Source organism: Ruegeria sp. CDSA089, assembly GCF_059612205.1.
Genome location: NZ_JBXWQD010000007.1, coordinates 21,957 through 46,613 on the forward strand (window position 1 = coordinate 21,957; position 24,657 = coordinate 46,613).

The 24,657-nt window shown below is 59.3% G+C and carries 23 protein-coding genes and 1 pseudogene; 5 read left to right on the forward strand and 19 right to left on the reverse strand.

What is annotated here, in order from left to right; all coding sequences use genetic code 11:
- Window positions 1-32: 32 nt before the first annotated feature.
- Window positions 33-281: pseudogene (locus tag AC2FJ6_RS16300) on the reverse strand (transcription termination/antitermination protein NusG); the annotation flags it as partial.
- 132 nt (window positions 282-413) lie between these two features.
- Between AC2FJ6_RS16300 and AC2FJ6_RS16305 the strand changes: the two are divergent.
- The gene (locus AC2FJ6_RS16305) at window positions 414-1,649 is read left to right on the forward strand and encodes a peptidoglycan-binding domain-containing protein (RefSeq protein WP_170774655.1); all 1,236 of its coding nucleotides are present in this window, start codon (window positions 414-416) and stop codon (window positions 1,647-1,649) included.
- A gap of 95 nt (window positions 1,650-1,744) precedes the next feature.
- Here AC2FJ6_RS16305 and nusG read toward each other — a convergent pair whose 3' ends face one another.
- The 11 genes from nusG to ccoN all read right to left on the reverse strand — a co-directional run bounded on the left by nusG (window position 1,745) and on the right by ccoN (window position 11,754).
- Window positions 1,745-2,278 carry a transcription termination/antitermination protein NusG gene (gene nusG / locus AC2FJ6_RS16310; protein WP_170774657.1) on the reverse strand — a complete coding sequence of 178 codons (534 nt, stop codon included), beginning with the start codon at window positions 2,276-2,278 and terminating at the stop codon, window positions 1,745-1,747.
- 192 nt (window positions 2,279-2,470) lie between these two features.
- On the reverse strand, window positions 2,471-2,668 hold the full coding sequence (secE, locus tag AC2FJ6_RS16315) for a preprotein translocase subunit SecE (RefSeq protein WP_058272489.1): 198 nt from the start codon (window positions 2,666-2,668) through the stop codon (window positions 2,471-2,473).
- A 68-nt stretch (window positions 2,669-2,736) separates the two neighbouring features.
- Window positions 2,737-2,895, reverse strand: coding sequence for a cbb3-type cytochrome oxidase assembly protein CcoS (ccoS, locus tag AC2FJ6_RS16320; RefSeq protein WP_170355309.1), 159 nt, complete (start codon window positions 2,893-2,895; stop codon window positions 2,737-2,739).
- A gap of 4 nt (window positions 2,896-2,899) precedes the next feature.
- Window positions 2,900-5,077, reverse strand: coding sequence for a heavy metal translocating P-type ATPase (locus AC2FJ6_RS16325; protein ID WP_496669581.1), 2,178 nt, complete (start codon window positions 5,075-5,077; stop codon window positions 2,900-2,902).
- Between the two features lie 3 nt (window positions 5,078-5,080).
- Complete coding sequence (locus AC2FJ6_RS16330; protein ID WP_170774659.1) at window positions 5,081-5,539, reverse strand: FixH family protein; 459 nt, start codon at window positions 5,537-5,539, stop codon at window positions 5,081-5,083.
- A gap of 2 nt (window positions 5,540-5,541) precedes the next feature.
- Window positions 5,542-6,969, reverse strand: coding sequence for a cytochrome c oxidase accessory protein CcoG (gene ccoG / locus AC2FJ6_RS16335; RefSeq protein ID WP_170774660.1), 1,428 nt, complete (start codon window positions 6,967-6,969; stop codon window positions 5,542-5,544).
- 99 nt (window positions 6,970-7,068) lie between these two features.
- The gene (locus tag AC2FJ6_RS16340) at window positions 7,069-7,944 is read right to left on the reverse strand and encodes a LysR family transcriptional regulator (RefSeq protein WP_170774662.1); all 876 of its coding nucleotides are present in this window, start codon (window positions 7,942-7,944) and stop codon (window positions 7,069-7,071) included.
- 403 nt (window positions 7,945-8,347) lie between these two features.
- Entirely contained in the window at window positions 8,348-9,211 is an 864-nt protein-coding gene (gene ccoP / locus AC2FJ6_RS16345; RefSeq protein ID WP_170774665.1) for a cytochrome-c oxidase, cbb3-type subunit III, read from the reverse strand.
- Entirely contained in the window at window positions 9,208-9,393 is a 186-nt protein-coding gene (locus AC2FJ6_RS16350; protein WP_170774667.1) for a cbb3-type cytochrome c oxidase subunit 3, read from the reverse strand. Before AC2FJ6_RS16350 ends, ccoP begins: the two co-directional genes overlap by 4 nt.
- A 10-nt stretch (window positions 9,394-9,403) precedes the next feature.
- A complete protein-coding gene (gene ccoO, locus AC2FJ6_RS16355) occupies window positions 9,404-10,132 on the reverse strand; it encodes a cytochrome-c oxidase, cbb3-type subunit II (RefSeq protein WP_170774668.1) in 729 nt (242 codons plus the stop codon).
- A gap of 14 nt (window positions 10,133-10,146) precedes the next feature.
- Entirely contained in the window at window positions 10,147-11,754 is a 1,608-nt protein-coding gene (gene ccoN / locus AC2FJ6_RS16360; protein WP_170774670.1) for a cytochrome-c oxidase, cbb3-type subunit I, read from the reverse strand.
- A gap of 196 nt (window positions 11,755-11,950) precedes the next feature.
- Here ccoN and AC2FJ6_RS16365 point away from each other — a divergent pair, with 196 nt between their 5' ends.
- Window positions 11,951-12,790 carry a universal stress protein gene (locus tag AC2FJ6_RS16365; RefSeq protein ID WP_170774672.1) on the forward strand — a complete coding sequence of 280 codons (840 nt, stop codon included), beginning with the start codon at window positions 11,951-11,953 and terminating at the stop codon, window positions 12,788-12,790.
- Window positions 12,791-12,796: 6 nt separating this feature from the next.
- On the opposite strand, the gene fnrL is transcribed toward AC2FJ6_RS16365, so the two are convergent.
- Window positions 12,797-13,540 (reverse strand): transcriptional regulator FnrL, encoded by a 744-nt coding sequence (gene fnrL, locus AC2FJ6_RS16370; RefSeq protein WP_170774674.1) that lies wholly within the window; start codon window positions 13,538-13,540, stop codon window positions 12,797-12,799.
- A gap of 61 nt (window positions 13,541-13,601) precedes the next feature.
- Here fnrL and hemN point away from each other — a divergent pair, with 61 nt between their 5' ends.
- Both hemN and AC2FJ6_RS16380 read left to right on the forward strand, forming a co-directional pair.
- Window positions 13,602-14,957, forward strand: a complete 1,356-nt coding sequence (gene hemN / locus AC2FJ6_RS16375) for an oxygen-independent coproporphyrinogen III oxidase (RefSeq protein ID WP_170774676.1) — start codon at window positions 13,602-13,604, stop codon at window positions 14,955-14,957.
- Between the two features lie 205 nt (window positions 14,958-15,162).
- Window positions 15,163-17,091 (forward strand): elongation factor G, encoded by a 1,929-nt coding sequence (locus AC2FJ6_RS16380; protein ID WP_170774678.1) that lies wholly within the window; start codon window positions 15,163-15,165, stop codon window positions 17,089-17,091.
- A gap of 19 nt (window positions 17,092-17,110) precedes the next feature.
- Here AC2FJ6_RS16380 and AC2FJ6_RS16385 read toward each other — a convergent pair whose 3' ends face one another.
- From AC2FJ6_RS16385 to AC2FJ6_RS16405, 5 genes are all read right to left on the reverse strand, one after another.
- Window positions 17,111-18,688 (reverse strand): ABC transporter ATP-binding protein, encoded by a 1,578-nt coding sequence (locus AC2FJ6_RS16385; RefSeq protein ID WP_496669526.1) that lies wholly within the window; start codon window positions 18,686-18,688, stop codon window positions 17,111-17,113.
- The gene (locus tag AC2FJ6_RS16390; protein ID WP_170783025.1) at window positions 18,685-19,791 is read right to left on the reverse strand and encodes an ABC transporter permease; all 1,107 of its coding nucleotides are present in this window, start codon (window positions 19,789-19,791) and stop codon (window positions 18,685-18,687) included. The genes AC2FJ6_RS16385 and AC2FJ6_RS16390 overlap by 4 nt, the downstream gene beginning before the upstream one ends.
- Entirely contained in the window at window positions 19,792-20,877 is a 1,086-nt protein-coding gene (locus tag AC2FJ6_RS16395; protein ID WP_170774684.1) for a microcin C ABC transporter permease YejB, read from the reverse strand. It lies immediately after the preceding gene.
- Window positions 20,878-20,886: 9 nt separating this feature from the next.
- Window positions 20,887-22,791 carry an extracellular solute-binding protein gene (locus AC2FJ6_RS16400; RefSeq protein ID WP_237217550.1) on the reverse strand — a complete coding sequence of 635 codons (1,905 nt, stop codon included), beginning with the start codon at window positions 22,789-22,791 and terminating at the stop codon, window positions 20,887-20,889.
- Between the two features lie 171 nt (window positions 22,792-22,962).
- Window positions 22,963-23,472, reverse strand: a complete 510-nt coding sequence (locus AC2FJ6_RS16405) for a c-type cytochrome (RefSeq protein WP_170775003.1) — start codon at window positions 23,470-23,472, stop codon at window positions 22,963-22,965.
- A 119-nt stretch (window positions 23,473-23,591) separates the two neighbouring features.
- Between AC2FJ6_RS16405 and AC2FJ6_RS16410 the strand changes: the two genes are divergently transcribed.
- Window positions 23,592-24,422 (forward strand): prephenate dehydratase, encoded by an 831-nt coding sequence (locus AC2FJ6_RS16410; protein WP_170774687.1) that lies wholly within the window; start codon window positions 23,592-23,594, stop codon window positions 24,420-24,422.
- Here AC2FJ6_RS16410 and AC2FJ6_RS16415 read toward each other — a convergent pair.
- Complete coding sequence (locus AC2FJ6_RS16415) at window positions 24,412-24,627, reverse strand: GNAT family N-acetyltransferase (protein ID WP_496669528.1); 216 nt, start codon at window positions 24,625-24,627, stop codon at window positions 24,412-24,414. The genes AC2FJ6_RS16410 and AC2FJ6_RS16415 overlap by 11 nt on opposite strands.
- Window positions 24,628-24,657: the final 30 nt, after the last annotated feature.

Here is a 24,657-nt window from a genome sequence, read left to right on the forward strand (position 1 = left end):
GAGCGGGCGTTCCATTTCCAGGCACTGAGCGTTTAGCCCTGCTTCGTAACCTGCGTAAAGTCCAGCTCCACCGGTGTTTCCCGACCAAAGATCGAGACCGAAACTTTCAGCTTCTGGATCTGGTCATCCACGCCTTCGACCATGCCATCAAAATCCTCGAATGGGCCGTCGTTGACCTTGGCCTTCTCGCCAACTTCACAGCTGATCATCAGTTTCGGCGCTTCTTCGCCTTCCTGAACGCGGTTGATAGAGTTCACTAGGTTATAACCCTGTTTCTGCATCGCGCCTCGGGAAAAACCTCCGCCAGCAAAGCAAATCCCCGCGCACCGATCACGTCTTGGCTATTGTGACACTGCACGAGGGGCAGTTGTGCTATAGTGACTGCAACTATACGTATTTGGCGGAGGTTTATTATGATTATTCGATTCATCACAACACTGGGCATCGCGCTCTCGCTTGCCATTACAGCTCCACAGGTGGCCCGAGCGGATGCGGGCGAAATTCTTGGCGGTGCCGTCGTGGGTGGCGTCATTGGCTACGCAATCGGTAAAGAGCAAGGAAAGAAGCAATCCAGCCGATCGACAACAACGCGGACTTACAGATCGGGTATTCCGTCCACCTCACAGGGGGCTCAAACACAGACTGCCCTGAACTATTTCGGCTACAATGCCGGACGAGTCGATGGCCAAGTCGGGGGCGGTACCCGCGCAGCGATCGAGCGATATCAGGCGTCGATGGGCTACCCGGTCAATGGCTATGACTTTCCCCCCTATCAAAGCGACTTTCTGAACCAGGCCTACTACTGGGCGACCAGCGGCGGGCAAGCGGCGACGCAACTGTCGGGTCAGCCACTTTTGTTTGCTTATCGTCAGCAGGTTCACAGCGGCGCCGCGCTGGCGGCTGCCCCGCAGCCCCAGGCACAGGCTCCGGCCCCGATCACTCCGGTTGTGACTGCCCAGCCCGAGACCACACCCACAGAAGCCCCAACCGAAACCGCATCGACGGGCAGCTTGCCCAGCCTCTTTGCCGGTGGCACAGCACGGCCCTCACTTGCCAACCGGTGCAGTGCGGTGATGCTGCAAACCTCGACCAATGGCGGGTACACAACACTGGCCAATATGTCGGACCCCGATTTCGCCCTGAGCGAGCAGTTCTGCCTGGCTCGCAGCTATGCCATGGCGCGTGGTGAAGAACTGATCCAGGACATTCAGGGCCTGACCCCCGATCAGATCAGCACGCAATGTGCCGCCTTTGGTGACACCCTGTCGCCGCAGGTGGTTGCGCTTTCGCTCAGCTCGAAAGCCGATGCGGAAAGCCAGATGCGCAAATTCGCTCTGGATACCGGGCTGAGCCCAGCCGATCTGTCCGCCACAAGCAAGGTCTGTCTGTCGCTCGGCTACCGTCAGGACAACATGGATACAGCAGTTGGCTCGGCACTGATGCTGGTCGCCTTGGGTGAGCCTGCCTACGGAGAACTGGTCGGCCACCACCTGCGCGAAGGCTTTGGCGTGCAGGAACGTCAGGACCTTGCAATGCAATGGTATGACGCAAGCCTGTCGGCGCTTGACGCCGGATCGCAAGCGGTGTTCCTGCCGTCGCAAACCGACCGCCCGCAGCTTTTGCGTGCGGCCATGGTGCAGGCGCAATAAGCGGAGCGTTAAAAACCAACTTTTGTGGCACTGAAAAGAAAAACGCCGCGTTGCTCATGGCAGCGCGGCGTTAGAAATTGCTGTGAAGGCTTAAATCAGCCCTGCTTGGTCACCTGTGTAAAGTCCAGCTCGACCGGTGTTTCGCGGCCAAAGATCGAGACCGAAACCTTCAGCTTCTGATTCTCGTCGTCCACGCCTTCGACCATGCCGTCGAAATCCTCGAACGGGCCGTCGTTGACCTTGACCTTCTCGCCGACCTCGAAGGAGATCATCAGCTTGGGCGCTTCTTCGCCTTCCTGAACGCGGTTGAGAATCTGGTTCACCTCAGCATCTCGCATCGGCATCGGGCGACCTTGCGGGCCCAGGAAACCGGTGACGCGGTTGATCGAGTTCACTAGGTGATAGCCCTGATCCGACATTTCCATGTGCACCAGTACATAACCAGGCATGAAACGGCGTTCGGTCGTGACCTTCTTGCCCCGGCGCACTTCGATCACCTCTTCGGTGGGCACCAGAACTTCGTCGATATCGTCCTCAAGGCCGTGTTCGGCCACCGACGTGCGGATCTGTTCTGCGATCTTCTTTTCGAAATTCGAAAGAACGCTGACCGAGTACCACCGTTTCGCCATGAACCTGTCGTCCTTGTTTGCCTTTGGGCCGCGACTGCGCCCGTCGTTTGAAATCAGTTACGTCATCCGGAATAAAAAGCGGCGCGCGGTCCGAATCGCCGCACGCCCATTCCGAAGAGTCCCGCGTGACCTACAAGGACATCGCGTGCTGTGCAAGGGGGAAGCTACGTTTCCACCCAACCCCAAACGGGTTTAGCCGAACGCACCAAGGATCAGTTGCAGACCCCCGCGAATGCCCAGATCGACCAATGCAAAAAACACAGCGGTAAGAGCCGCCATGATGAACACCATGACCGTGGTCAGCAGAACCTCGCGGCGCGTGGGCCACACGACCTTTGCAACTTCGGCGCGGACTTGCTGAATGAACTGGATCGGATTCATGGTAGCCATTTGGCGGTGTTCTCTCTGCTAGCGGATGGGCCGGACATAACCGGGCATTGCGGCAATTTCAAGGGCTGTCAGGGCTTGGGCTTGTCGTCCCATTCATCGCTGAGGATACGACGGGCGTCCCCCTCGGGATCGTCATACTGATTCGAGCGGACAGTATAGACAAACGCCACCAGCCCAACCCCGCCCAGAAAAAGGGAAATCGGTATCAGATAAGCCAAGACTTCCATCGCTTTACCTTACCCGCAACGCGTTCAAAGACACAGTGATTGATGAGGTCGACATCGCCAGCGCCGCGATCAACGGCGTAGCCAGACCAACCACAGCCAAAGGCACCGCGATGATATTATAGACGGTGGCGATGCGGAAGTTCTCGCGAATCCGTTTTGTGGCTTTGGCAGCGGTATCGCAGGCATCGGCGATAGGTGACAGGTCGTTGCCCAGCAGCACGATGTCCGAGGCCACCCGCGCCGCATCCAGTGCCGAGGCCGGTGAGATCGACACATGCGCCGCCGCCAGCGCGGCCGTGTCATTCAGCCCGTCGCCCACCATCAGCACATGATGGCCCTGATCGCGCAGCACCTCGACATGCGTGGCCTTGTCCTGTGGCAGGGCTTGCGCAATCCAGTTCTGAATGCCCAGCTTACCCGCCAGCGCCTGAACCGCGCCTTGCGTATCACCCGAGATCAGGATGACCCCTTTGCCCGCTTCGCGCAGTGCCTGCACTGCCTCCGCCGCGCCGGGGCGCAGAGCGTCCGAGAACAGGAACGCCGACGGTGCCTGACCTGCGATGGAAAGCCACGCGGCGGTTTGGTCGCCCTCTTCCGCGCCAGTCCATGCCGCGCGGCCCAGACGGACGCGTTGGCCGCTATAGGTGCCCTCGGTTCCGTAGCCCGGAACCTCGGTGACGTGTTTCAGCGTGGCGGGTTTGATCCCGGCCTCACGCGCGGCTCTGGTCAAAGCAACCGACAGCGGGTGCGCGGATGCCTCGGCCAGGGCCAGCGCGACCTCAAGATCCGCGCGGGAATGGTCGCCCAGATTGGTCAGTTCAGGGGTACAGGAGGTTAGCGTGCCGGTCTTGTCGAAAACAACTGTATCGACCTCGGCCAGACGCTCCAGCGCGGTGGAATGTTTGATCAGCATCCCCTTACGGAACAACCGCCCCGAGGCCGCCGTGGTCACCGCTGGCACAGCCAAGCCCAGCGCGCAGGGGCAGGTAATGATCAGAACGGCGGCGGCGATGTTCAGCGCCGTGCGCACGTCACCGGAATAGATATACCAACCCACAAAGCTGAGCGCCGACAGGATATGCACACCGGGCGCATAGAGCTTGGCCGCCTTGTCGGCCAGCGAGGTGTATCGCGAGCGCCCCGATTCCGCGATGGCCACAAGATCGGCCATGCGGTGCAGCGAGGTGTCCTCACCCACCGCCGTCGCGCGGATGGTCAGAGGGCCGGTCAGGTTGACTTCTCCAGCGCTGACAGTCGAGCCCGCCTCGGCGAACACCGGCAGGGTTTCTCCGGTCAGTAGGGACCGGTCGAGTTCGGACTGACCCGAGACAATCTCTCCATCCACAGGCATCCGCCCGCCGGGGCGCACAAGGATCAGGTCGCCTACGTTCAGCGTGGCAACGGCGACTTCTTCCTCGACGCCAACCGCGACCCGAATGGCGCGGGGGACTTCCAGCGCGGTCAGTTCCTCGGCCGCGGATCGGGCGGCAGCACGGGTGCGATAGTCCAGATAGCGCCCTGCCAGCAGGAAGAAGGTCAGCGTTAGGGCGGCGTCGAAATAGGCATGTTCGCCGCTGAGCGTGGTTTCCCAAAGCGATGTGACCAGCGCCAACAGGATCGCCAGCACGATCGGCACATCCATGTTCAGACGTCGCACACGCAAGGCCGACCACGCATTCGCAAAGAAGGGCTGTGCAGAGAAAGCGATCGCCGGCAGCGCAATCGCCGCCGATATCCAGTGGAACATATCCCGTGTGGCGTCGGACGCCCCGGACCAGACCGAGACGGACAGCAGCATCACGTTCATCGAGGCAAACCCGGCCACCGCCAGCCGCATCAACAGGTCGCGCCCCGCCTTGTCAGCCTGTGTGGCGGACAGGGCACCGGGGTCCAGCTCATGTGCCTCAAAACCCGCGTTTTCCAGCACTGGGATCAGATCGGCAGCACGCAGATCGGGCGCGGCTTTAATCATGGCGCGTTTCAGGGTCAGGTTGACGCGCGCATCCTCGACGCCGGGAGTGGCGTTCAGCGCGCGTTCCACCGTCGCGATACAGGCCGAGCAATGGATGCCCGGCAACGACAGAGCGATCTGTGTGTCCTGCGGAATGGGCCGTGCCGGTTCTGCCGGGGCCGCGATACAGCCCGGACAGGCCGCTGTGCCGGAACTGAGCTGCGCCACGATCCCCTACCCTTTCACATAAAGCGGCACGCGCTGCGCGAATTCCGCTCCGCTGTGGTCCTTGGCGACCAGACGGATGTTCCAGTTGCCCTTGCCCAGCGCCGCAGGGGTTGCATAGGCGGTACCGTCAAAGGTGAAATCAGGGGCGAAATCCTCTTTCACATGGGTGGCGCGGCCAACCACGGCCTGCAACTCGGCCACTTCGACCGGGGCACCGGTTTGATCGGTGATGTGCAGAACCAGCAATCCGCCCGAAACCTCGGCCCGGATGAACCATCCAAGGGCTTGTTGTTCCTGCAAACGCTCGTTGAACTCTTGGCTCGCGACGTAAGAGTTTTTGACCTCTAGCCCCGGAAAGGTTTTCACCGCGCTGTATGCCAGCACCAGATTGACGGCGATGATCACACCAAAGGCCGCGACAAACACGGCCAGCGCGTGTTTTCCGGTGAATTGACGTTCAGCCATGCTCAGTTCCCCCGTCCGTTAAACGTGGTGTCCTTATAGGCACGTTCGCCGCTTTCCAGATCCTCGACCCAGATGCGCACAGGCGTCACATCCGCAGCAGCAGGGCCGGTATCACCTGCGGTCACCACGTAGACACGGGTCAATTGTGCCGTATCTGCGGTGACATTGACAGTGTCTCCGTCGATGCCCTCGATCTGGATTTGCAAGGCCGGGTCGCCTGCCAGGGTCAGCTTGAACGGGCGTTCCTCACCATGTTTGTTGCGCAGACGCACGTCATAGGTGTTGCGGATTGTGCCATCTGAGAGGGTCACGAAGGTCGGGTTGCGCACAGGTGCGACGGTCAGGTCGATATCCGAGCGGATGAACAGCGCAAAAAGCAGCGCAAAACCAACCGCCGCCCACATGGCCGTATACATGATCGTGCGGGGCCGCAGAATGTGTTTCCAGACATTCTTGGGGGTCTCACCCGCCCGTTCGCGGGTCTCGTCACTCAGCGCCATGTAATCGATCAGACCACGAGGCTTGCCGATCTTGGCCATCATGTCGTCACAAGCGTCGATACAGAGCGCACAGGTAATGCACTCCAACTGCTGCCCGTCGCGGATGTCGATGCCCACGGGGCAGACGTTCACGCAGGCCATGCAATCGATGCAATCGCCCAACTCAGAATCCGCCGTGCGTTTGCCCTTGCCGCGCGGCTCGCCCCGCCATTCGCGGTAGCCGACGACCAGAGTATCCTCGTCCATCATCGCCGCCTGAATGCGGGGCCACGGGCAAGCATAGATGCAAATCTGTTCCCGCGCGAAACCACCAAACAGGAAGGTGGTGCCGGTCAGGATCAGCATGGTTGTGTAGGCCACAGGATGCGCATTGCCCGTCACCAGATCACGCAGCAATGTGGGCGCGTCGGCGAAATAGAACACCCAGGCACCGCCGGTTGCCAAACCGATCAGGAACCAGGCGGTCCATTTCGTCAGGCGCAACCGTGCCTTTCGCATATCCAGCTTTTCTTGTCGGTGCAGACGTAGGCGGGCGTTGCGGTCGCCTTCGATCCAGCGTTCGACGAGAATATAGAGATCAGTCCACACTGTCTGCGGACAGGCATAGCCACACCACACACGCCCCAAGGCCGAGGTGAACAGGAACAGGCCCAGCCCAGCCATGATCAACAGGCCGGCAACGAAATAAAACTCGTGCGGCCAGATCTCGATCCAGAAGAAGTAAAAGCGACGGTTGGCCAGATCCAGCAACACCGCCTGATCCGGCAGGCTGGGGCCACGGTCCCATCTGATCCACGGAGTGATGTAGTAAATACCCAGCGTCACTGCCATGATGATCCATTTCAGATTGCGAAACGGACCGGACACGCGCCGGGGGAAAATCGGCTCTCGTGCGGCGTAAAGGCTAGGGGCGGGATCGGAATCGCTCACGGGCTGGCTCCAGACTCACTTCTATTCTGCGCCTTGTCCCAGATCACACCACCCGGCACTTTGACATGGGTCAAAAGCGCATCGTACAGACACCTTTTGTCACAGGTCGCGCGCCTGACGCCTAAGCCACGCGACAAAGGTCTTTACGGCAGGACGCAGGGGCGCATCGCCCAGAACGATATGATAACCAAAGTCGCCGGGTTCCTGAAACAGTTCGACGATACGACCGGATGATATGTCGCCTTCGACAAAATGCCGCGCGGTCACGGTCACGCCCTGCCCCGCGCGCACCCCATCCAGCAGCAGGTTGCCCGGCAGCGCGATGCGCCCGGCGCCCGGTCCGTGATCAACACCTTGCCGGGCCAGCCATGTGGTTGCCTCGGTCGTTCCGAATTCCTCAAGCCAAGGTAACTGGCTCAGCTCCTTCGCGGTCCAGTCGGTCTTGCCATCCAGCAGGGAAGGTGCGGCGACGATGACCATGGGGCTGGGTTGCAGCATCTCGGCGCTGACACCCGGCCAGTCGCCCGCGCCATAGCGTATGGCCACATCCACCCCACCGGGTGTAAGGCTGACCAGCTTGGGCGAAGGGTCTAGCGCAAGATGGATATCCGGGTATTTGGCCTGAAACGTAGGCAGGCGCGGCATTAGCCAGGATGCCGCGAAGGATGAGGTCAAAGACACATGCACGGGCCGCCCCTGCCGGGCCTTGGTCAGATCAGCGATGGCCGTGCCAATCGCGCCAAAGCCCAGATGCAGGGCGCGGGCCAGCTCCTCGCCTTCCGGTGTCAGGGTCATGGATTTACCGGTCCGGTCCAGCAGGGCCACGCCCAGATGTTTCTCAAGCGCGCGTAATTGCTGACTGATGGCAGCGTGACTGACATTAAGCGCCGCACCAGCTGCAACCACATTGCGCCGCTCGGCGAAGGCAGAAAAGGCCCTTAGGGCCGCCAAAGGGGGCAGAGATAGCCAATCCATATGTAATTCAAACTTACACGTTAGAGTTTCATTTGAGTCGCATTTCAAAGCCCAAAGGTCAATCTTTAACCCATGATCGCAGCGTATAGGAGGCTGACAATGTTCACCGTTTTTGCACGAACTTTTCTGACCGCAACCCGCGTCGATGCCCCGGTCATCCGGGATGCGCCCAAGCCAAACCAGTCCAGGAAGGAGTAGTTGCCGGACAGTCATTGGTGGAAAGAACCGCTCCGCGATGTCGATCTGAACGATCTGTGATCGCTTTACCCAAGTTCTGGACCCGTCATGGGCGGAACTCTACGGTAGGGAAATAGCACCGGCTGTTCTGGAAACGCGCGAACAGATGGAACAGCCGGTGCTGCAACCTTCGGGCGGCGAACCGTCCGAAGGTATTCTTTTGGCCTTACTGGCCGCCGCCCAACTGGTGGACGTAAGCCGTGACAGCGCGGATCTGCGCATCGGTCAGGCGGTTTTCCCAAGCGGGCATCACGCCAAACCGGCTGTAAGTCACCGTCTCGGTCAGCGCCTCTTGGCTGCCGCCATAGAGCCAGATCGCGTCGGTCAGGTTCGGCGCACCTTGAAAGACATCGCCAGTGCCGTCTTCGCCATGGCAAGCCGCGCAATTGTCTTCGAACACAACCTTGCCAGCCTGCGCCGCCGCATCATCGCTTTGGGCATTCGTCAGCGACATCACGTATTGAACCACCTGAGCAATCTCTTCTTTCTCAAGCAGCTCACCAAAGGCCGGCATCTCGGAATAGCGCGCATCGTCGCTTTCTTCGTTCCGGATGCCATGGGCGATTGTGAACTCGATATCCTCAAGTGAACCGCCCCACAGCCATGCGTCATCCAGCAGGTTCGGGAACCCCGGAGCACCCTGCGCTCCCGAGCCGTGGCATTGCGCACACCAGGTGCGGAACACGGCACCGCCTGAGTTCACAGCGTATTGCTGCAACTCGGCATCGGCCGAAATCTCTTCCAGCGGGGTTTCCACCAGACGTGCGTTCCAGGGCGCGTTGGCTTCTTCGAAGGATACAATATCCTGCTGCACTTCCCCGCGCGAGGACCAGCCAGTGACGCCTGCGGTTGCCGACTGAACCAGCGGCCATGCTGGATACATGATCGTGTAGATCACGCCCCAGAAGATACAGGCGTAGAAGGTCCACAGCCACCAGCGGGGCATCGGATTGTCGAATTCTTCGATACCGTCCCAGCTGTGACCCGTGGTATTCGGATCGCCTGGCTGTTTATCAGGTGTCTTGCTCATGGCCGCGCCTCCTTGGATTCGGCGGGTTTATCTTGATGCCGGAAGGGGATGTTGGCGGTGTCCTTGTATTCCTTGCTGGCACCGGGGCGGAAAACCCAGATGATGATGCCGACAAAGACCGAGAACAGCAGCAAAAGCATCCAGCTATCCGCGAACTGTCTGAGGAGTGTGTATTCTTCCATAACGCCCTCCTTAACGGCTTGCGTCCGGGGTGAAGGTCGAGAAATCAACCAGCGTGCCCAGCATCTGAAGATAAGCCACCAACGCATCCGCTTCGGTCAGCTCTGGCTGACCGTCGAAATTGCGCACGCTGACCTTGTCGCCATAGCGTTCCAGCAGCCCATCATAGTCGCTGTCCGGATCGGCCTGCGCACGGAAGTCGGCCTCGGCATTGGCCAGCATCTCTTCGGTGTAAGGCGTGCCGACAACGGCGTTCGCCTTCATGATGTCACCGATATACTTGCCGTCCAGCTTGCGATGCTCGAGGAAGCCGTATTTCGGCATAACCGATTCCGGCACAACCGACTGCGGATCACGCAGGTGGTCCACATGCCACTGGTCCGAATAGCGACCGCCCACGCGGGCCAGATCAGGACCGGTCCGCTTGGAGCCCCACTGGAACGGGTGGTCGTACATCGACTCAGCCGCCAGCGAGTAGTGACCGTACCGTTCGACCTCATCCCGCATGGGGCGGATCATCTGGCTGTGGCAGACATAGCAGCCTTCGCGCAGATAAACCTCACGGCCCGCCATCTCGAGAGGGGTGTAAGGGCGCATGCCCTCCACCTTTTCGATGGTGTTCTCAAGGTAGAACAGCGGGGCGATTTGAACGATGCCACCAATGGTCACGACCAGAAAGCTGAACACCAGCAGGAGGGTCGCGTTGGTCTCGAGGATCTTATGTTTGTCGAGAATTGCCATTGCTCCGGCCCTCCTTATTCAGCCGGGACCGCGACGGTCAGGCTGGCCTCTTTGGCCGGTGCCTTCCGCACAGTCATCCACAGGTTGTAGCACATGATTACGGCACCAGCGACGAACATCACGCCACCCAGCGCACGCACCACATACATCGGGAACTTGGCTGCCACGGTGTCAGCGAACGAGTTCACCAGGAAGCCGTTGGCATCCACTTCGCGCCACATCAGGCCTTCCATAATACCGGTGACCCACATCGACGCGGCGTAGAGCACGATGCCGATCGTGGCGAGCCAGAAGTGCCAGCTGACCATCTGCAGCGAGTACAGACGCTCACGCTTCCACAGGACAGGCACCAGATAGTAGAGCGCACCAAAGGTGATCATACCGTTCCAGCCCAACGCGCCAGAGTGCACGTGGCCAATGGTCCAGTCGGTGTAGTGAGACAGCGAATTCACGGCACGGATCGACATCATCGGGCCTTCAAAGGTGGACATGCCGTAGAAACCGACCGAGATGACCATCATGCGGATCACAGGGTCCGTACGCAGCTTGTCCCATGCGCCCGAAAGGGTCATCAGACCGTTGATCATACCACCCCACGAAGGCATCCACAGCACGACCGAGAACACCATGCCCAGCGTCGAGGCCCAGTCAGGCAACGCGGTATAGTGCAGGTGGTGCGGACCAGCCCAGATATACAGGAAGATCAGCGCCCAGAAGTGGATGATCGACAGCTTGTATGAAAAGACCGGACGCTCGGCCTGTTTCGGGATGAAGTAATACATCATGCCCAGGAAACCTGCAGTCAGGAAAAAGCCCACGGCGTTGTGGCCGTACCACCACTGGATCATGGCATCTTGTACGCCCGACCAGACGATGACCGATTTCGAGCCCCAGATGCTGACAGGGATGGTCAGGTTATTGACCACATGCAGCATCGCAACGGTGACGATGAAGGCCAGGTAGAACCAGTTGGCGACGTAGATATGAGGCTCTTTCCGCTTGATGATCGTGCCCAGGTAAACGGCCAGATAGGCGACCCAAACGATGGTCAGCCACAGGTCAACATACCATTCGGGCTCGGCGTATTCCTTGGACTGTGTGCCACCCAGAACATAGCCCGTCGCGGCCAGAACGATGAACAGCTGATAGCCCCAGAACACGAACCACGCCAGGTTTCCGCCCCACAAGCGCGCGGCGCTGGTACGCTGCACCACATAGAACGAGGTCGCCAGCAGCGCGTTGCCGCCAAAAGCAAAAATCACCGCCGAGGTGTGCAGCGGACGCAAACGGCCAAAGTTCAGATAGCCCTGTGCCCATTCGAAGTTGAGCGCAGGAAAGGCCAGCTGGAACGCAATAAAGGTCCCCGCCAGGAACCCGATTACCCCCCAAAAGGCGGTTGCGATCACGCCATAGCGGATCACGCCATCCATGTATTCACCCGAGCGATCAACGAACGTTTCTGGCTCATCCGTGTTTCTAAGCGTCCAGATGAACAAACCACCGGCGATCAACATCACCAGAATTGCGTGCACCTGATACGCCAAATCGCGTGCGTAATTGGTTGCGATCGCGGCGAATACCGCAATCACACCAAGCACGATCAGCTTGATATAATTTGACATATTGCGTCCCTTTGCCATGCCCCGCGCGATTCTTTATGTGTCGCGAGACCTTTTTGACTGGCTGCTGTTTTCTACCACAGCGGTTCTAACTGCTTTGATCTGTGTCAAGACGAGTCGGCAGATATTGTGACTATGCTTCAGAAACGAATGGGCTGGAACGTCGCAGTTTGCCCCGCCCCGTAGGCAAGAGGTCAAGATGGCTTACAAATCACTTCTCACCGTGATGACAGAAACCAAACCCTCAGATGCGGCACTGGCGCAGATGGTAGCGCTGGCCGAAGCGCAGGACGCACATGTCGAGGCATTATGCCTTGGCGTGGATCGCAGCCAGACGGGTTACTACTATGCGGGGGCCAATGCGCTGATCCTGCAAGAAACGCTGAGCCGGGCCAATGCCGAGGCCGAGGAAGTGCTGGATTATGCAAAGGCCTTCCTATCCAAATCCGGCACGCGCTGGTCTGCCGAAAACGGTGTGGCCCAGATCGCCGATCTTGGGCGCCACGTGGCGCATCGCGCCCGGTTTTCTGATCTGGCGATTCTGCCACAGCCCTATGGCGAGGACCGCGGCGCCGAAGCAGAACCAATTGTCGAGGCTGCGATGTTCGAAGGTCACGCCCCGGTTCTGATCGTCCCCGACAAAGCGCAGCCTTTCAGCCGCCCTGGAACGATTCTGATCGGCTGGAACGAAAGCGTAGAGGCCATGCGCGCTATCCGTCGAGCCCTGCCATTTCTGAAGCAGGCCGATCTGGTGAGGATCGTGGTGATCGACCCGCCCCGCCATGGGCCGGATCGTTCTGACCCCGGCGGGATGCTATCACAGATGCTGGCCCGTCACGGGGTGCGATGCGAGATTGACGTTCTCAGCAAAACCATGACGCGGGTTTCGGATATCCTGAACCGTCACGCTTCGGACACCGAAGCCAACATGATCGTAATGGGCGCCTATGGCCATTCACGGTTCCGCGAAGCCATTCTGGGCGGTGCGACGCGGAACATGTTGGAACAATCTTCAGTACCGGTGTTTCTGGCGCATTAGCGCCGGTTACACTAGGAAGCCGCCATCCGAATCGTCCCCGGCCTCTTCCATCAGGCGTCCCATATCGGGAATCGTCACGTGGCGCTTGCCTTCCAGCAGGATAACCTCATCCTTCTTAAGCGCCGAAATCTGGCGGCTGACCGTTTCCAGAGTCAGGCCGAGATAGTCCGACATCGCCTCACGCGTGAGGGGCAGATCGAATACGATGGGGCCATCGCTACCTCTTTGACCGACCGAGGCATCCCTGCGGGCGATGATGGACAATAGGCTCGCAATCTTTTCGCGGGCGGTCTTACGACCGAGAACCAGCATCCATTCACGGGCGGCGTCCAACTCGTCCAGAGTCATCTGCAACAACCTGTGCGCGATATGCGGAGTCGTGTTCATCAACTCTTCGAAGGGCTTCTTTCGAAAGCAGCACATGACCAGATCTGTGGTCGCCTGAACGTCATACGGGGCCGAATCGCGCCCCGGACGGCCGACGAAGTCGCTAGGCAACAAAAGACCGACCATCTGGGTACGACCGTCTTCCATTGTTTGCGTCAGAGACGCAATTCCCGAAACGACCGAGCCTACAAAGTTCATCTGATCACCCGACCATATGATCGTCTGCCCGGCTTCGAAACTGCGATAATATTTAATGCCTTCAAGCTCTTCCAGCTCATCCGCGTCACAATGCGCACACACGGCCCGGTGGCGGATCGGGCAGTCTGCACAGTTCGTATGGTCGATCTTGAATGTGGGTGTCATGCGCGCTTCCACTTGATCTCTATCAAAGCATCTGTTCGTGGCGTCCTCTAACGGTACCGTCATGATAGTTAAACCACAACTGGCACAGCTTGGACTATTTGACGCGAAAGTCCCGCGTTATACAAGCTATCCCACTGCCCCGCACTTCAGCAACGACGTAGGGTCAAGCCTTTATGGCGACTGGATTTCCGGCATCAAACCCGGAAGTTCGATCTCGTTGTATATCCATGTTCCATTCTGCCGCAGACTGTGCTGGTTCTGCGCCTGCCGGACGCAAGGCACCCAAACCGACAATCCGGTCATCGCCTACGTGGATGTCCTCAAGGCCGAGCTGGACCTGCTGGCCGCGCGCCTGCCCGAGGGCGTGACCCTGTCGCGGCTGCATTGGGGTGGCGGCACGCCCACCTTGCTGAACCCCGACCTGATGCGCGATCTGGCCGCCCACATTCTCGACGTGGTCCCACTTGGCCCTGATGCCGAGTTCTCGGTCGAGATCGACCCGAACGAGATTGACGAGGCCCGACTGGATGCCCTGGCAGAGGCGGGCATGAACCGTGCGTCGATTGGGGTTCAGGACTTCGATGATGAAATCCAAAAGACCATCGGTCGCATCCAAAGCTATGACACAACACGCAAAGCGGCCGAGATGATCCGCGAACGGGGCATCCATAGTCTGAACGCCGATATCCTCTATGGTCTGCCGCATCAGACCAAAACGCGGATGACGGAAAGCGTACAGAAGCTGCTGTCGCTCAACCCCGACCGGGTTGCGCTGTATGGCTACGCCCATGTGCCGTGGATGGCCAAGCGGCAGCAGATGATCCCGTCCGATGCGCTGCCTACGCCTGAACAGCGTCTGGACCTGTTCGACACCGCCCGCCGCCTGTTCATGTGGGACAATTACGCCGAAATCGGCATCGATCACTTTGCCACTCAGGAAGACGGTCTGACCCGCGCCCTGAAGACCGGGAAGCTGAAGCGGAACTTCCAGGGCTATACCGATGATCAGGCCGAGGTTCTGATCGGTGTCGGCGCCAGCTCGATTTCGCGCTTTCCGCAGGGCTATGCCCAGAACGCTCCGGCCACGTCGGCGCATACCAAGGCGATCCGCGAAGGGCGGTTCTCGACCTCGCGCGGGCACCTGTTCAAGGGGCAGGACATTCTGAGATCACGCCTGATCGAAGCGCTGATGTGCGATTTCAAGATCAATTCGGCGGAGATTCTGCGCGACCACGACATCTCGGCCAGTGAGCTGAACCAGATGTATCAGTCGGCCAATGCCGCCTTCGACAATTTGCTCACCATTACCGAAGACGGGCTGTTCATCCCGCCCGAAGCGCGCCCTCTGACCCGAATGATTGCCCGCAGCTTTGATGCCTATGACCTCAGCAAGGCCGGGCACAGTTCGGCGATCTGACCCCTTTCCCGGTGGGTCCCTACGCGGGCCTGCCCATGCATACCCGCACAGGGGCTTGACGCAGGCCTCTGGTTTTCTCCACACTTGGGCTGTGCGTATCGCACCCTGAGGCAGGTGAATTCGCAGACAGTTCTTGCCGACGCGTCCGCGCCGGACAGCCCTTTTCGTGCAGGTATTTCTGCAACCTGAAAGAGGGACAGCACTCATGCGCGTTTTCACCGTCCTCGGCCCCAGCCAATCGGGCAAAACCACTCTGGTCGAGGCCATCAGCCGCCTCGACGGGCGGCCCACCACATTCGACGTATCCGGAACCGTGCATGTGCACGGTTTTTCTTACTTGGACGAGCCATGGTGCGCCATCGACGTCGACGGAGGCGGCGACAATCTGGGCTATGTCGGCCCCGCCATGGCCATTTCGGACGCAGCAGTGGTGGTCGTCCCACCCGACCCGGATGCAGCCGTCCTGTGTGCGCCCTATCTGCGCCTGGTGGAAGAGGCAGGCATTCCTTGTTTTCTGTTCATCAACCGCATGGACAGCCCCAATGGCCGCATCCGCGATATCATCTCGGCACTGCAGACCTATTGCACACACCACATCGCCTTGCGACAGGTACCCATCCGCGAAGGCGACACGATTGTCGGTGCGGTCGATCTGATCTCGGAGCGGGCGTGGAAGTATCAGGAAGGCCAACCCTCGGCCCTGATCGAGCTGCCGCAATCCGTTGAAGATCGTGAACAAGAGGCGCGGACCGAGCTGTTGGAAACGCTGTCGGACTTTGACGATCATTTGCTGGAGCAACTGATCGAGGACAAACAGCCCCCCAGTGGCGAGGTTTACGATCTGGCGGCACAGGTTTTGCAAAACCACCAACTGATCCCCGCCTGTTTGGGGGCCGCCAGCCACGGCAACGGCCTGACCCGGCTGATGAAGGCCCTGCGGCACGAAGCGCCCGAGTTCAACATCGCGGCAGACCGGGACGAGGCTGCCGAAAACGCGCGGGCCATTGCAGGGTTTGCTGATGTGAAAAAGCATATCGGCAAGATCATCGTGCTGCGCGGGCTTGGTGACGGCGTCAAGGCCCACGAAGCGTTGGGCGGCGAAACCGTCGGCAACCTGACGACGCTGGATGCCAAAACCCAGATCGCCACGCTGGAGGCTGGACAAATCGGATTGGCGGTGAAATCCGACCATCTGAATCCCGGTAATATCTATGACAGCAAGGGCGCAACCGCCCTGCCGGAATGGGCCTGGTCCCATCCGGCCGCGCATCGTCAGGTCGTCTCACCATCGCATGAGCGGGACGATGTACGCTTGTCCAACGCATTGGCGCGGCTGGTCGAGATCGACCCCGGCCTGCATCTGGATCAGGACGAGTTGAGCGGACATTCGGTACTGGGCTCGCAAGGTCCACAGCACATGCGCCGCGTGACGGCGAAGCTGGCCGAGGATTTCGGTATCGAGATCGAGGCCGACCCAGTCGAGACCGCCTATCGCGAGACTATCCGTGCGCCCGTCGAACATCGCCACCGCCACCGTAAGCAATCCGGCGGGGCGGGGCAGTTTGCCGATGTAGTGATCTCAATCGCGCCGATGCCGCGTGGCGCGGGGTTCCAGTTTGAAGAGGTGGTCAAAGGCGGCGCGGTTCCGCGCAACTACATCCCCTCGGTCGAGCATGGTGCGAAAGACGCGCTGGTGCAGGGGCCCGAGGGCTTCCCTGTTGTCGATGTCAAAGTCACGCTCAACGACGGTAAACATCATAATGTGGACAGTTCTGACTATGCGTTTCGTACAGCGGGCAAGAACGCAGTGCGTGAGGCGCTGCCACAGGCCAAACCCGTGGTGCTGCAACCCATCTTGAACGCCGAGATACACCTGCCATCGGATTTCGTCGGCGACCTGGTGCCCACAATCAGCTCGCTACAGGGGCAGGTTCTTGGGTTCGAAGGCAATCCCAACGCTTCGGGCTGGGAGATTTTCAACGCCCAGCTTCCCGCAGTGGCGCAGGACGAGTTGCACCGGAGCCTTGCCAGCGCCACGCGTGGCACAGGATGGGTCAAGCTGAGCTTTGATCACTATGAAGAATTACGCGGCCCGGTTCCAAAAGCAGCGGTCAGGGAAACAGCCAACGCCTGACACATGGCGCGGGCTGTTTTCAGCCCGCTGCCGCAATCAGTTCGCGGGTATACTCTGTCTGAGCATTCTCAAACAGGTCTTCAGCCGCGCCCATCTCGACCACGTCGCCGTTGCGCATGACGATCACGTTATGCGACATGGCGCGCACAACCTTTAGGTCGTGGCTGATGAACAGATAGGCCAGCCCGTATATGCGCTGTAGATCGCGCAGCAGATCGACGATCTGCACCTGCACTGTCATGTCCAGCGCGCTGGTCGGTTCATCCAGAACCAGCAGCTTGGGCCGCAGGATCATCGCGCGGGCAATGGCAATGCGCTGACGTTGCCCGCCCGAAAACTCATGCGGATAACGGTCCATCGCGGCAGGGTCGAGACCCACCTCGGTCATCACTTCGGCCACCAGATCACGGGGCGCGCGGTGCGGGTCGACCTTGTGGATCGCCAACCCCTCGGCAATGATCTGCATGCAGGTCATACGCGGGCTGAGGCTGCCGAACGGATCCTGAAACACGATCTGCATATCTTTGCGCAGCCGTCGCAACTCGCGCGTGGACCAGCGGCGCACGTCCTGATCACGGAAGGTGATCCCACCCTCTGACGCGATCAGCCGCATGATCGCCAGCGCTAGTGTCGTCTTGCCCGAGCCGCTTTCTCCCACGATGCCCAGCGTCTCACCCGCCCGCACGCTGAGCGTGGCGTCGTTCACGGCCTTCACATGACCCACGGTTCGTTTCAGCAAGCCGCGCTGAATCGGGAACCAAACCTTCAGGTGATCGGTCCGCGCAACCTCTTCGGCGTCTGTCGCCACAGGATCGGGATGACCCGAAGGTTCGGCGGCAAGCAATTTGCGCGTATAGGGATGCTGCGGGTTGTCGAAGATCTCGGATGTCACACCGGATTCCACGATCTCGCCATCCTTCATCACGCAAACCCGGTCAGCGATGCGGCGCACGATGCCAAGGTCATGGGTGATGAACAGCATCCCCATATTCTCGGATTTCTGCAATTCGGCCAGCAGTTCCAGGATTTGCGCCTGAATGGTCACATCCAGCGCTGTTGTGGGTTCGTCCGCGATCAGGATGTCAGGTTTGTTGGCCAACGCCATAGCGATCATGACCCGCTGACGTTGTCCCCCGGACAGTTGGTGCGGGTAGCTGTCCAAACGCTCGCGCGGGTCGCGGATGCCAACCTTGGTCAGCAACTCGACAATCCGTTCGCGCGCGGCGTCCCCTGTGACGCCCTGATGCAGCGCAAGCGATTCCGCCATCTGTTTCTGGATCGTGTGCAACGGGTTCAGCGAGGTCATCGGCTCTTGGAAGATAAAGCTGATATCGTTGCCGCGTACATCCATCAGCTTGGCTGGCGCGGCGCCGATCATCTCATCCCCGTCATAGGTGACCGAGCCTTCGACAATCGCGCTGTCGCCCAACAGCGACACGGTGCTGAGCGCGGTCACCGACTTCCCCGAGCCGGATTCGCCCACCAGTGCAACCGTTTCCCCGCGATCCACGGTGAACGACACGCCTTTGACCGCATCAGAGACCTCCCCGTCCTGCTTGAACGAGACCTTGAGGTTTTTCACATCCAAAAGGCTCATGAGAAGGTCTTTCTGGGATCAAACGCATCCCGCACGCCTTCAAAGATGAAGACCAGCAGCGACAGCATGATGGCAAAGGTGAAAAATGCGGTGAAAGCCAGCCACGGCGCTTGCAGGTTCTGTTTCGCTTGCAAAGTCAGCTCACCCAGCGACGGAGCCGAAGACGGCAGGCCAAACCCCAGAAAGTCCAGCGAGGCCAACCCGGCAATCGTACCTGTGACGATGAAGGGCATGAAGGTCAGCGTGGCTACCATCGCGTTGGGCAGCATGTGGCGGAACATGATGGTCATGTTGCCCACACCCAGCGCTCGCGCCGCCCGCACATATTCAAGGTTCCGCGCCCGCAGGAACTCGGCACGCACGACGCCGACAAGACCGGTCCAACTGAACAGGATCATCAGCGCCACCAGCAGCCAGAAACTTCGGCCCAGAATGGCGAACATGATGATGATCACGTAAAGCGAGGGCGTGGCCGACCAGATCTCGATCACGCGTTGGAAAATCAGGTCGAGCCAGCCACCAAAGAAGCCCTGAATGGCCCCCGCGAAAATACCAATGATGCTGGCCGCGCCGGTGACCATCAGCGTGAACAGGATCGACAGGCGGAACCCATAGATCACCCGTGCCAGCACGTCGCGCTTGGTGTCATCCGTGCCCAGCAGGTTCTGCCCGTTGGGCGGCAGCGGAGCCGCGCCGGGACGATCCACGCTGGTGTTGAATGAATAGGGGATCAGCGGCCAGATCGCCCAGCCACGCTCGAACCCTTCGGCCTCATATGTTCCGGCCTGAATTTGTTCGATGATACCTTCGGGATCGTCAAAGCAATCCTCGATCCCGCCGCTGTCGATCAGGCACTGCACCTCGGGGTCGCGATAGATCGCCTCAGTCTGGAAGTCGCCGCCAAAAGCCGTTTCGGGATAGAAATTGAAGATCGGCGTGAAATACTCCCCCCGGTAGTTCACCAGAATGGGTTTGTCATTGGCGATGAATTCGGCAAACAGCGACAAGCCGAACAGCACCGAGAAGATGATCAGCGACCAAAAGGCCCGGCCATTGCGGCGGAAATTGCGCCAGCGGCGCTGGTTGAGTGGGGACAGTGCCATTTACCCCTCCCGCTTTTCGAAATCGATGCGCGGGTCGACCAGCACATACATCAGGTCGCTGATGATGCCGACAACCAGCCCCATCAGACCAAAGATGAACAATGTCCCAAAGATCACCGGATAGTCGCGCGCCACTGCGGCCTCGAATCCCAGACGGCCCAGACCGTCCAGCGAGAAGATCGTCTCGATAATGATTGACCCACCAAAGAACACGCCAATGAACACTGCCGGGAAACCCGCGATCACGATCAGCATCGCGTTACGGAACACGTGACCATAGAGCACCCTGCGCTCGTTCAGGCCCTTGGCGCGGGCGGTCATCACATATTGCTTTTTGATCTCGTCCAGGAACGAGTTCTTGGTCAGCAAAGTCAGCGTCGCAAAGGCAGAGATTGTCAGAGCAATGATCGGCAAAGCGATATGCCAGAAATAATCCAGCACCTTGCCCACCGCGCTGAGGTCATCCCAATTGTCCGAGGTCAGCCCTCGCAGCGGGAAAATCTGCCAGTAGGAGCCACCGGCAAACAGCACCAGCAACAAGATCGCAAACAGGAAACCGGGGATGGCATAGGCCACGATGATTGCCCCGCTGGTCCAGGTATCAAAGGTCGAACCATCCTTCATCGCCTTGCGAATTCCCAACGGGATCGACACCAGATAAGCAATCAACGTTGACCACAGCCCCAACGAGATCGACACCGGCATTTTCTCCAGCACCAGATCAATCACGCTGATCGACCGGAAATAGCTCTCGCCGAAATCCAGCGTCAGATAGTTGCCCATCATGTCCAGAAACCGCTCGACCGGAGGTTTGTCGAATCCAAATTCTTTTTCCAACTCTTCAATGAACTCGGGCGGCAGCCCACGCGCACCGATATAGCGGTCATTCGCGCCGCCGGTTTGCTGCTCGATATCGCTGCCGCCGCCGGCAATGCCTTCGAACACATCGCCCCCACCTTCCATCTGGGCGATAATCTGCTCAATCGGGCCGCCCGGAACGAACTGAACCAGCGTAAAGTTGACGATCATAATCCCAAGCAAAGTGGGGATGACCAGCAACAGACGTCTTAGAATATATGCTCCCATGAGGGCGGATTACCTCAAGGCGCCCGAGGATTTCAACTCGGCTTCTTTATCGGCGTTGATCCACCACAGGTCCTCGACGCCCAGCGCATAGGGCGGCAGATTCGCAGGGTGCTCGTACATGTCCCAGTAGGCGACCCAGTATTTACCCAGAAACCAGGTGGGAACCATGATCCGCTTGGCCCGCAGCACACGATCCAGCGCCCGCACATTGGCGTGCAGTTCTTCGCTGTCAGTCGCGGCGACGATATTGTCGATCAGCGGTTCGATATCGGGGCCATGCGCGCCCGACGGGTTAAACACCGAATACGCGGCTGCCTCGGTCCCGAACTGCTGATAGAGCCCTGTGGATGGCTGCAACGAGGTCGGATAGCCGCCAAAGATCATGTCGAAATCCCGATCCCGACGGCGCAGTGTGAACTGAGCGTTGTCGACCCGGTTATAGGTCGCATCAATCCCCATGGCGCGCAGGTTGTCGACAAATGGTTGGATAATCCGATCCAAAGTGGGCTGGTCCGACAGAAACTCGATCTTCAGAACTTCGCCATTGTCATTGCTGCGGATGCCGTTGTCTCCGACTTTCCAGCCCGCCTCATCCAACAGTTGCATCGCAGCACGCAGGTTGCGGCGGTCATTCTGACGGGCCGGGCGCGAGTCATGGGCCGAGACCGGTTCTTCGGTCAGCACAGCAGGGTCCACCGCATCGCCTAGACTTTGCAGCACCTCAAGCTCACGCCCTTCGGGCAGGCCGGTTGCCTCAAGATGCGTGCCTTGCCAGAACGAATCGCGCTGCTGGAACAGGCCATATTGCAGGCTTTCATTGGTCCATTCGAAGTTATAGCCCAGTTGAACCGCCTCGCGCACGCGGGGATCCTGAAACTGAGGCCGGTCAAGGTTCATGATAAAACCAGAGGCCGACGGGACGTTGCCGTCCTCAAGCTCGACCCGCAGGACATTGCCATTTGCAATCGCCGGGAAATCATAGGCCGTCGCCCAGCTTTTCGAGTTGTTTTCCTGCCGAAGAGTGAATGTTCCGGCCTTGAACCCCTCCATCGCGGCAATCGAGTCGCTGAAATACTCGATGCGGATGGTGTCATAGTTGTTCCGACCCACATTCACATTGATCTCATCGCCCCAATAGTCGGGATTGCGCTTGTAAACGATGCGTCGGTTGATGTCGTAGCTGTCCAGAAGATAGGGGGCCGACCCGATGCCTGGTTCAAGGCGAGATTTGTCCAGACGGCGGTTTTCCGGGTCTGCCTCGAACCACGCCTTGGAAAACACCGGCGTGCCACCAACCTGAGAGATCAGCGCCCGGCGCGGGATATCAGGGGCAAAGTAGAATTTTACGCGATGTTCGTCCAATGCCTCGGCGCGGGGGATACGCTTGCGAACGGCCTCGGCGTAAGACTTCAAACCTTGATCTAAAAGCAGATTGTGAGAAAACACGACATCCTCTGCCGTGACTGGCGTTCCATCAGAAAACCGCGCCTCGGGCCGCATGTTGAAAATGACCCATTCCTGACTTTCCGGGTATTCGAGACTCTCTGCCAGCAAGCCGTAATACGAGGCAGGCTCGTCATAAGACTCGATCAACAGGGATTCGTATTGGTCTGCGGATCGTGCGCCCGCTCGCCCCTGTCGGGTGAAGGGGTTGAAACTGTCAAACGTACCCTGCGCGGCATAGGAAAGTTCTCCTCCGCGCGGGGCGTTCGGGTTGACGTAGTCGAAATGCGCAAAGCCTTCGGGGTATTTCAGATCACCAAATTCCGAGAAACCGTGACTTTTGATTATCGTTTCCTCGGCCCGCCCCGGCAGTGCCATCAACATCACCATGACCATACCGGCCATCAGAGCCCAAAGCCCGCCTCTGAAATCCAATACACGCGCCTGAACGATTTCCCGGTTGGACCTCATGTTGCTCATCCCCTGTTGCATCACGTGTTTTAATCTTGCGTTCGCCAGCTAAAATACCAGCACTTACAAATTCAAGTTTAGAATGCGTGAGCGCTTTGTGAAGTTCTGTTTAGATAAAAAAAAGCCGCTGCACGGGGCAGCGGCCTTTGTTTTTTCGGGTTATTCGCAGGATCAGTTGCCGATGGTCTGCAAATAGGCAATCAGGTCGGCACGCTCTTGCGGCTTTTTCAGGCCCGCGAAGCTCATGGATGTGCCGGAAATATAGGCGCTCGGGCGCTCAAGGAAGGCGTCCAGCGCTTCGGGCGTCCAGTTGCCGCCATGGGCCTGCATCGAGGCCGAGTAGCCGGTGAAGCCATTGGCCGACGCGACCGGACGGTCAACGATGCCATACAGATAAGGGCCTGTGCCGTTCGCGCCGTCTTCCAGCTTGTGGCAAGCGGTGCATTTACGGAAAACGCGTGCGCCTTTTTCCGGGTCGGCTGCGGCCAGCAGGTCTTCGAACACCACTTCCTCACCGTCGGCGCTTTCGCCTGCGCTTTCGGTTTCAATGATGTACGAGGCCGTCTCGCCATGACCATCGGCATGGTACAGGCCTTCGGCGGCCCATTTGGCCAGAAGCAGCACCAGGAAGGTGCCAAACAGGCCTGCGGCGGCCTTGGTAACTGTCATCGTGTCGAACATTGATCGCGAGTCCATTTCAGCTGTCTGCGGGGTGTCTAAGGCTTCCCCTGACAAGAGGCAAGGTATAGACACCGCGACTAAACGCCCAATTCTGGAACTTGTTGCACGGAATCGACCAAATGACCAAACGTATCGCATTTCAGGGGGAGCCCGGCGCCTATAGTCACGAGGCCTGCCGTAACGCACGCCCCGATATGGAGGCCCTGCCCTGCCGTACTTTCGAGGATGTGATCGAATCGGTGCGCTCGGGCGCGGCGGATCTGGCGATGCTGCCGGTTGAGAACACGACCTATGGGCGCGTGGCCGATATCCACCGCCTGCTGCCTCATAGCGGGCTGCACATCATTGATGAGGCCTTTGTCCGCGTCCATATCAACCTGCTGGCCGTTCCGGGTGCCACGCTGGACGATATTACCGAGGCCCATTCCCATCTGGTTCTGCTGCCCCAATGCGCGGGCTTTCTGAAACAGCACAACATCCACGGGCGCGTCAGCCCCGATAATGCCCGCGCCGCGCGCGAAGTGTCCGAACAGGGCGAACTTCACTCGGCCGCGCTGGCCAGCGAACTGGCCGGAGAGATTTATGGCCTCAACGTTCTGGCCCGACATATCGAGGACAATGACGACAACACCACCCGCTTCCTTGTAATGTCACGCGAGGAAGACCGCACGCGGCGCGGTGAACACGGAATGATCACCAGCTTCGTCTTTCAGGTCCGCAACATCCCTGCCGCGCTATATAAAGCGATGGGCGGGTTTGCCACGAATGGGATCAACATGACCAAGCTGGAAAGCTATATGGTCGACGGCTCATTCACCGCCACGCAGTTCTATGCCGATATCGTGGGGCACCCCGACGACCGCAATGTGCAACTGGCGATGGAAGAGCTGGAGCATTTCACCACAAATGTCGAAGTGCTAGGCGTTTACCCGGCGGCGGTCACAAGGTGAAGGATTTGCGGCGCGCGCCGTCAATTCGGCGGTAGTCCACGAACCCCATTGCCTGATAATAGGCCAGCCCTTCCGCATTGTTGACGCCAATCGTCGCGTCGATCGCCACAAGGCCTGCCGCACGGGCAGCTTTCAGGGTTTCCTGAAACAACGCCCGACCGACCCCGCGCCGAGCCGTCGAAGGGCGAATATGCGTGCCGATCAATCCCCAGCCGACAGGCGCGCCATAGGGGTT

Bases quoted from the DNA above. Each gene is read 5' to 3' on its own strand.
- AC2FJ6_RS16305 (WP_170774655.1), top strand. From the start codon at position 414: ATGATTATTCGATTCATCACAACACTGGGCATCGCGCTCTCGCTTGCC.
- nusG (WP_170774657.1), bottom strand. From the start codon at position 2,278: ATGGCGAAACGGTGGTACTCGGTCAGCGTTCTTTCGAATTTCGAAAAG.
- secE (WP_058272489.1), bottom strand. From the start codon at position 2,668: ATGGCTACCATGAATCCGATCCAGTTCATTCAGCAAGTCCGCGCCGAA.
- ccoS (WP_170355309.1), bottom strand. From the start codon at position 2,895: ATGGAAGTCTTGGCTTATCTGATACCGATTTCCCTTTTTCTGGGCGGG.
- AC2FJ6_RS16330 (WP_170774659.1), bottom strand. From the start codon at position 5,539: ATGGCTGAACGTCAATTCACCGGAAAACACGCGCTGGCCGTGTTTGTC.
- AC2FJ6_RS16340 (WP_170774662.1), bottom strand. From the start codon at position 7,944: ATGGATTGGCTATCTCTGCCCCCTTTGGCGGCCCTAAGGGCCTTTTCT.
- ccoP (WP_170774665.1), bottom strand. From the start codon at position 9,211: ATGAGCAAGACACCTGATAAACAGCCAGGCGATCCGAATACCACGGGT.
- AC2FJ6_RS16350 (WP_170774667.1), bottom strand. From the start codon at position 9,393: ATGGAAGAATACACACTCCTCAGACAGTTCGCGGATAGCTGGATGCTT.
- ccoO (WP_170774668.1), bottom strand. From the start codon at position 10,132: ATGGCAATTCTCGACAAACATAAGATCCTCGAGACCAACGCGACCCTC.
- ccoN (WP_170774670.1), bottom strand. From the start codon at position 11,754: ATGTCAAATTATATCAAGCTGATCGTGCTTGGTGTGATTGCGGTATTC.
- AC2FJ6_RS16365 (WP_170774672.1), top strand. From the start codon at position 11,951: ATGGCTTACAAATCACTTCTCACCGTGATGACAGAAACCAAACCCTCA.
- fnrL (WP_170774674.1), bottom strand. From the start codon at position 13,540: ATGACACCCACATTCAAGATCGACCATACGAACTGTGCAGACTGCCCG.
- hemN (WP_170774676.1), top strand. From the start codon at position 13,602: ATGATAGTTAAACCACAACTGGCACAGCTTGGACTATTTGACGCGAAA.
- AC2FJ6_RS16380 (WP_170774678.1), top strand. From the start codon at position 15,163: ATGCGCGTTTTCACCGTCCTCGGCCCCAGCCAATCGGGCAAAACCACT.
- AC2FJ6_RS16385 (WP_496669526.1), bottom strand. From the start codon at position 18,688: ATGAGCCTTTTGGATGTGAAAAACCTCAAGGTCTCGTTCAAGCAGGAC.
- AC2FJ6_RS16390 (WP_170783025.1), bottom strand. From the start codon at position 19,791: ATGGCACTGTCCCCACTCAACCAGCGCCGCTGGCGCAATTTCCGCCGC.
- AC2FJ6_RS16395 (WP_170774684.1), bottom strand. From the start codon at position 20,877: ATGGGAGCATATATTCTAAGACGTCTGTTGCTGGTCATCCCCACTTTG.
- AC2FJ6_RS16400 (WP_237217550.1), bottom strand. From the start codon at position 22,791: ATGAGGTCCAACCGGGAAATCGTTCAGGCGCGTGTATTGGATTTCAGA.
- AC2FJ6_RS16405 (WP_170775003.1), bottom strand. From the start codon at position 23,472: ATGTTCGACACGATGACAGTTACCAAGGCCGCCGCAGGCCTGTTTGGC.
- AC2FJ6_RS16410 (WP_170774687.1), top strand. From the start codon at position 23,592: ATGACCAAACGTATCGCATTTCAGGGGGAGCCCGGCGCCTATAGTCAC.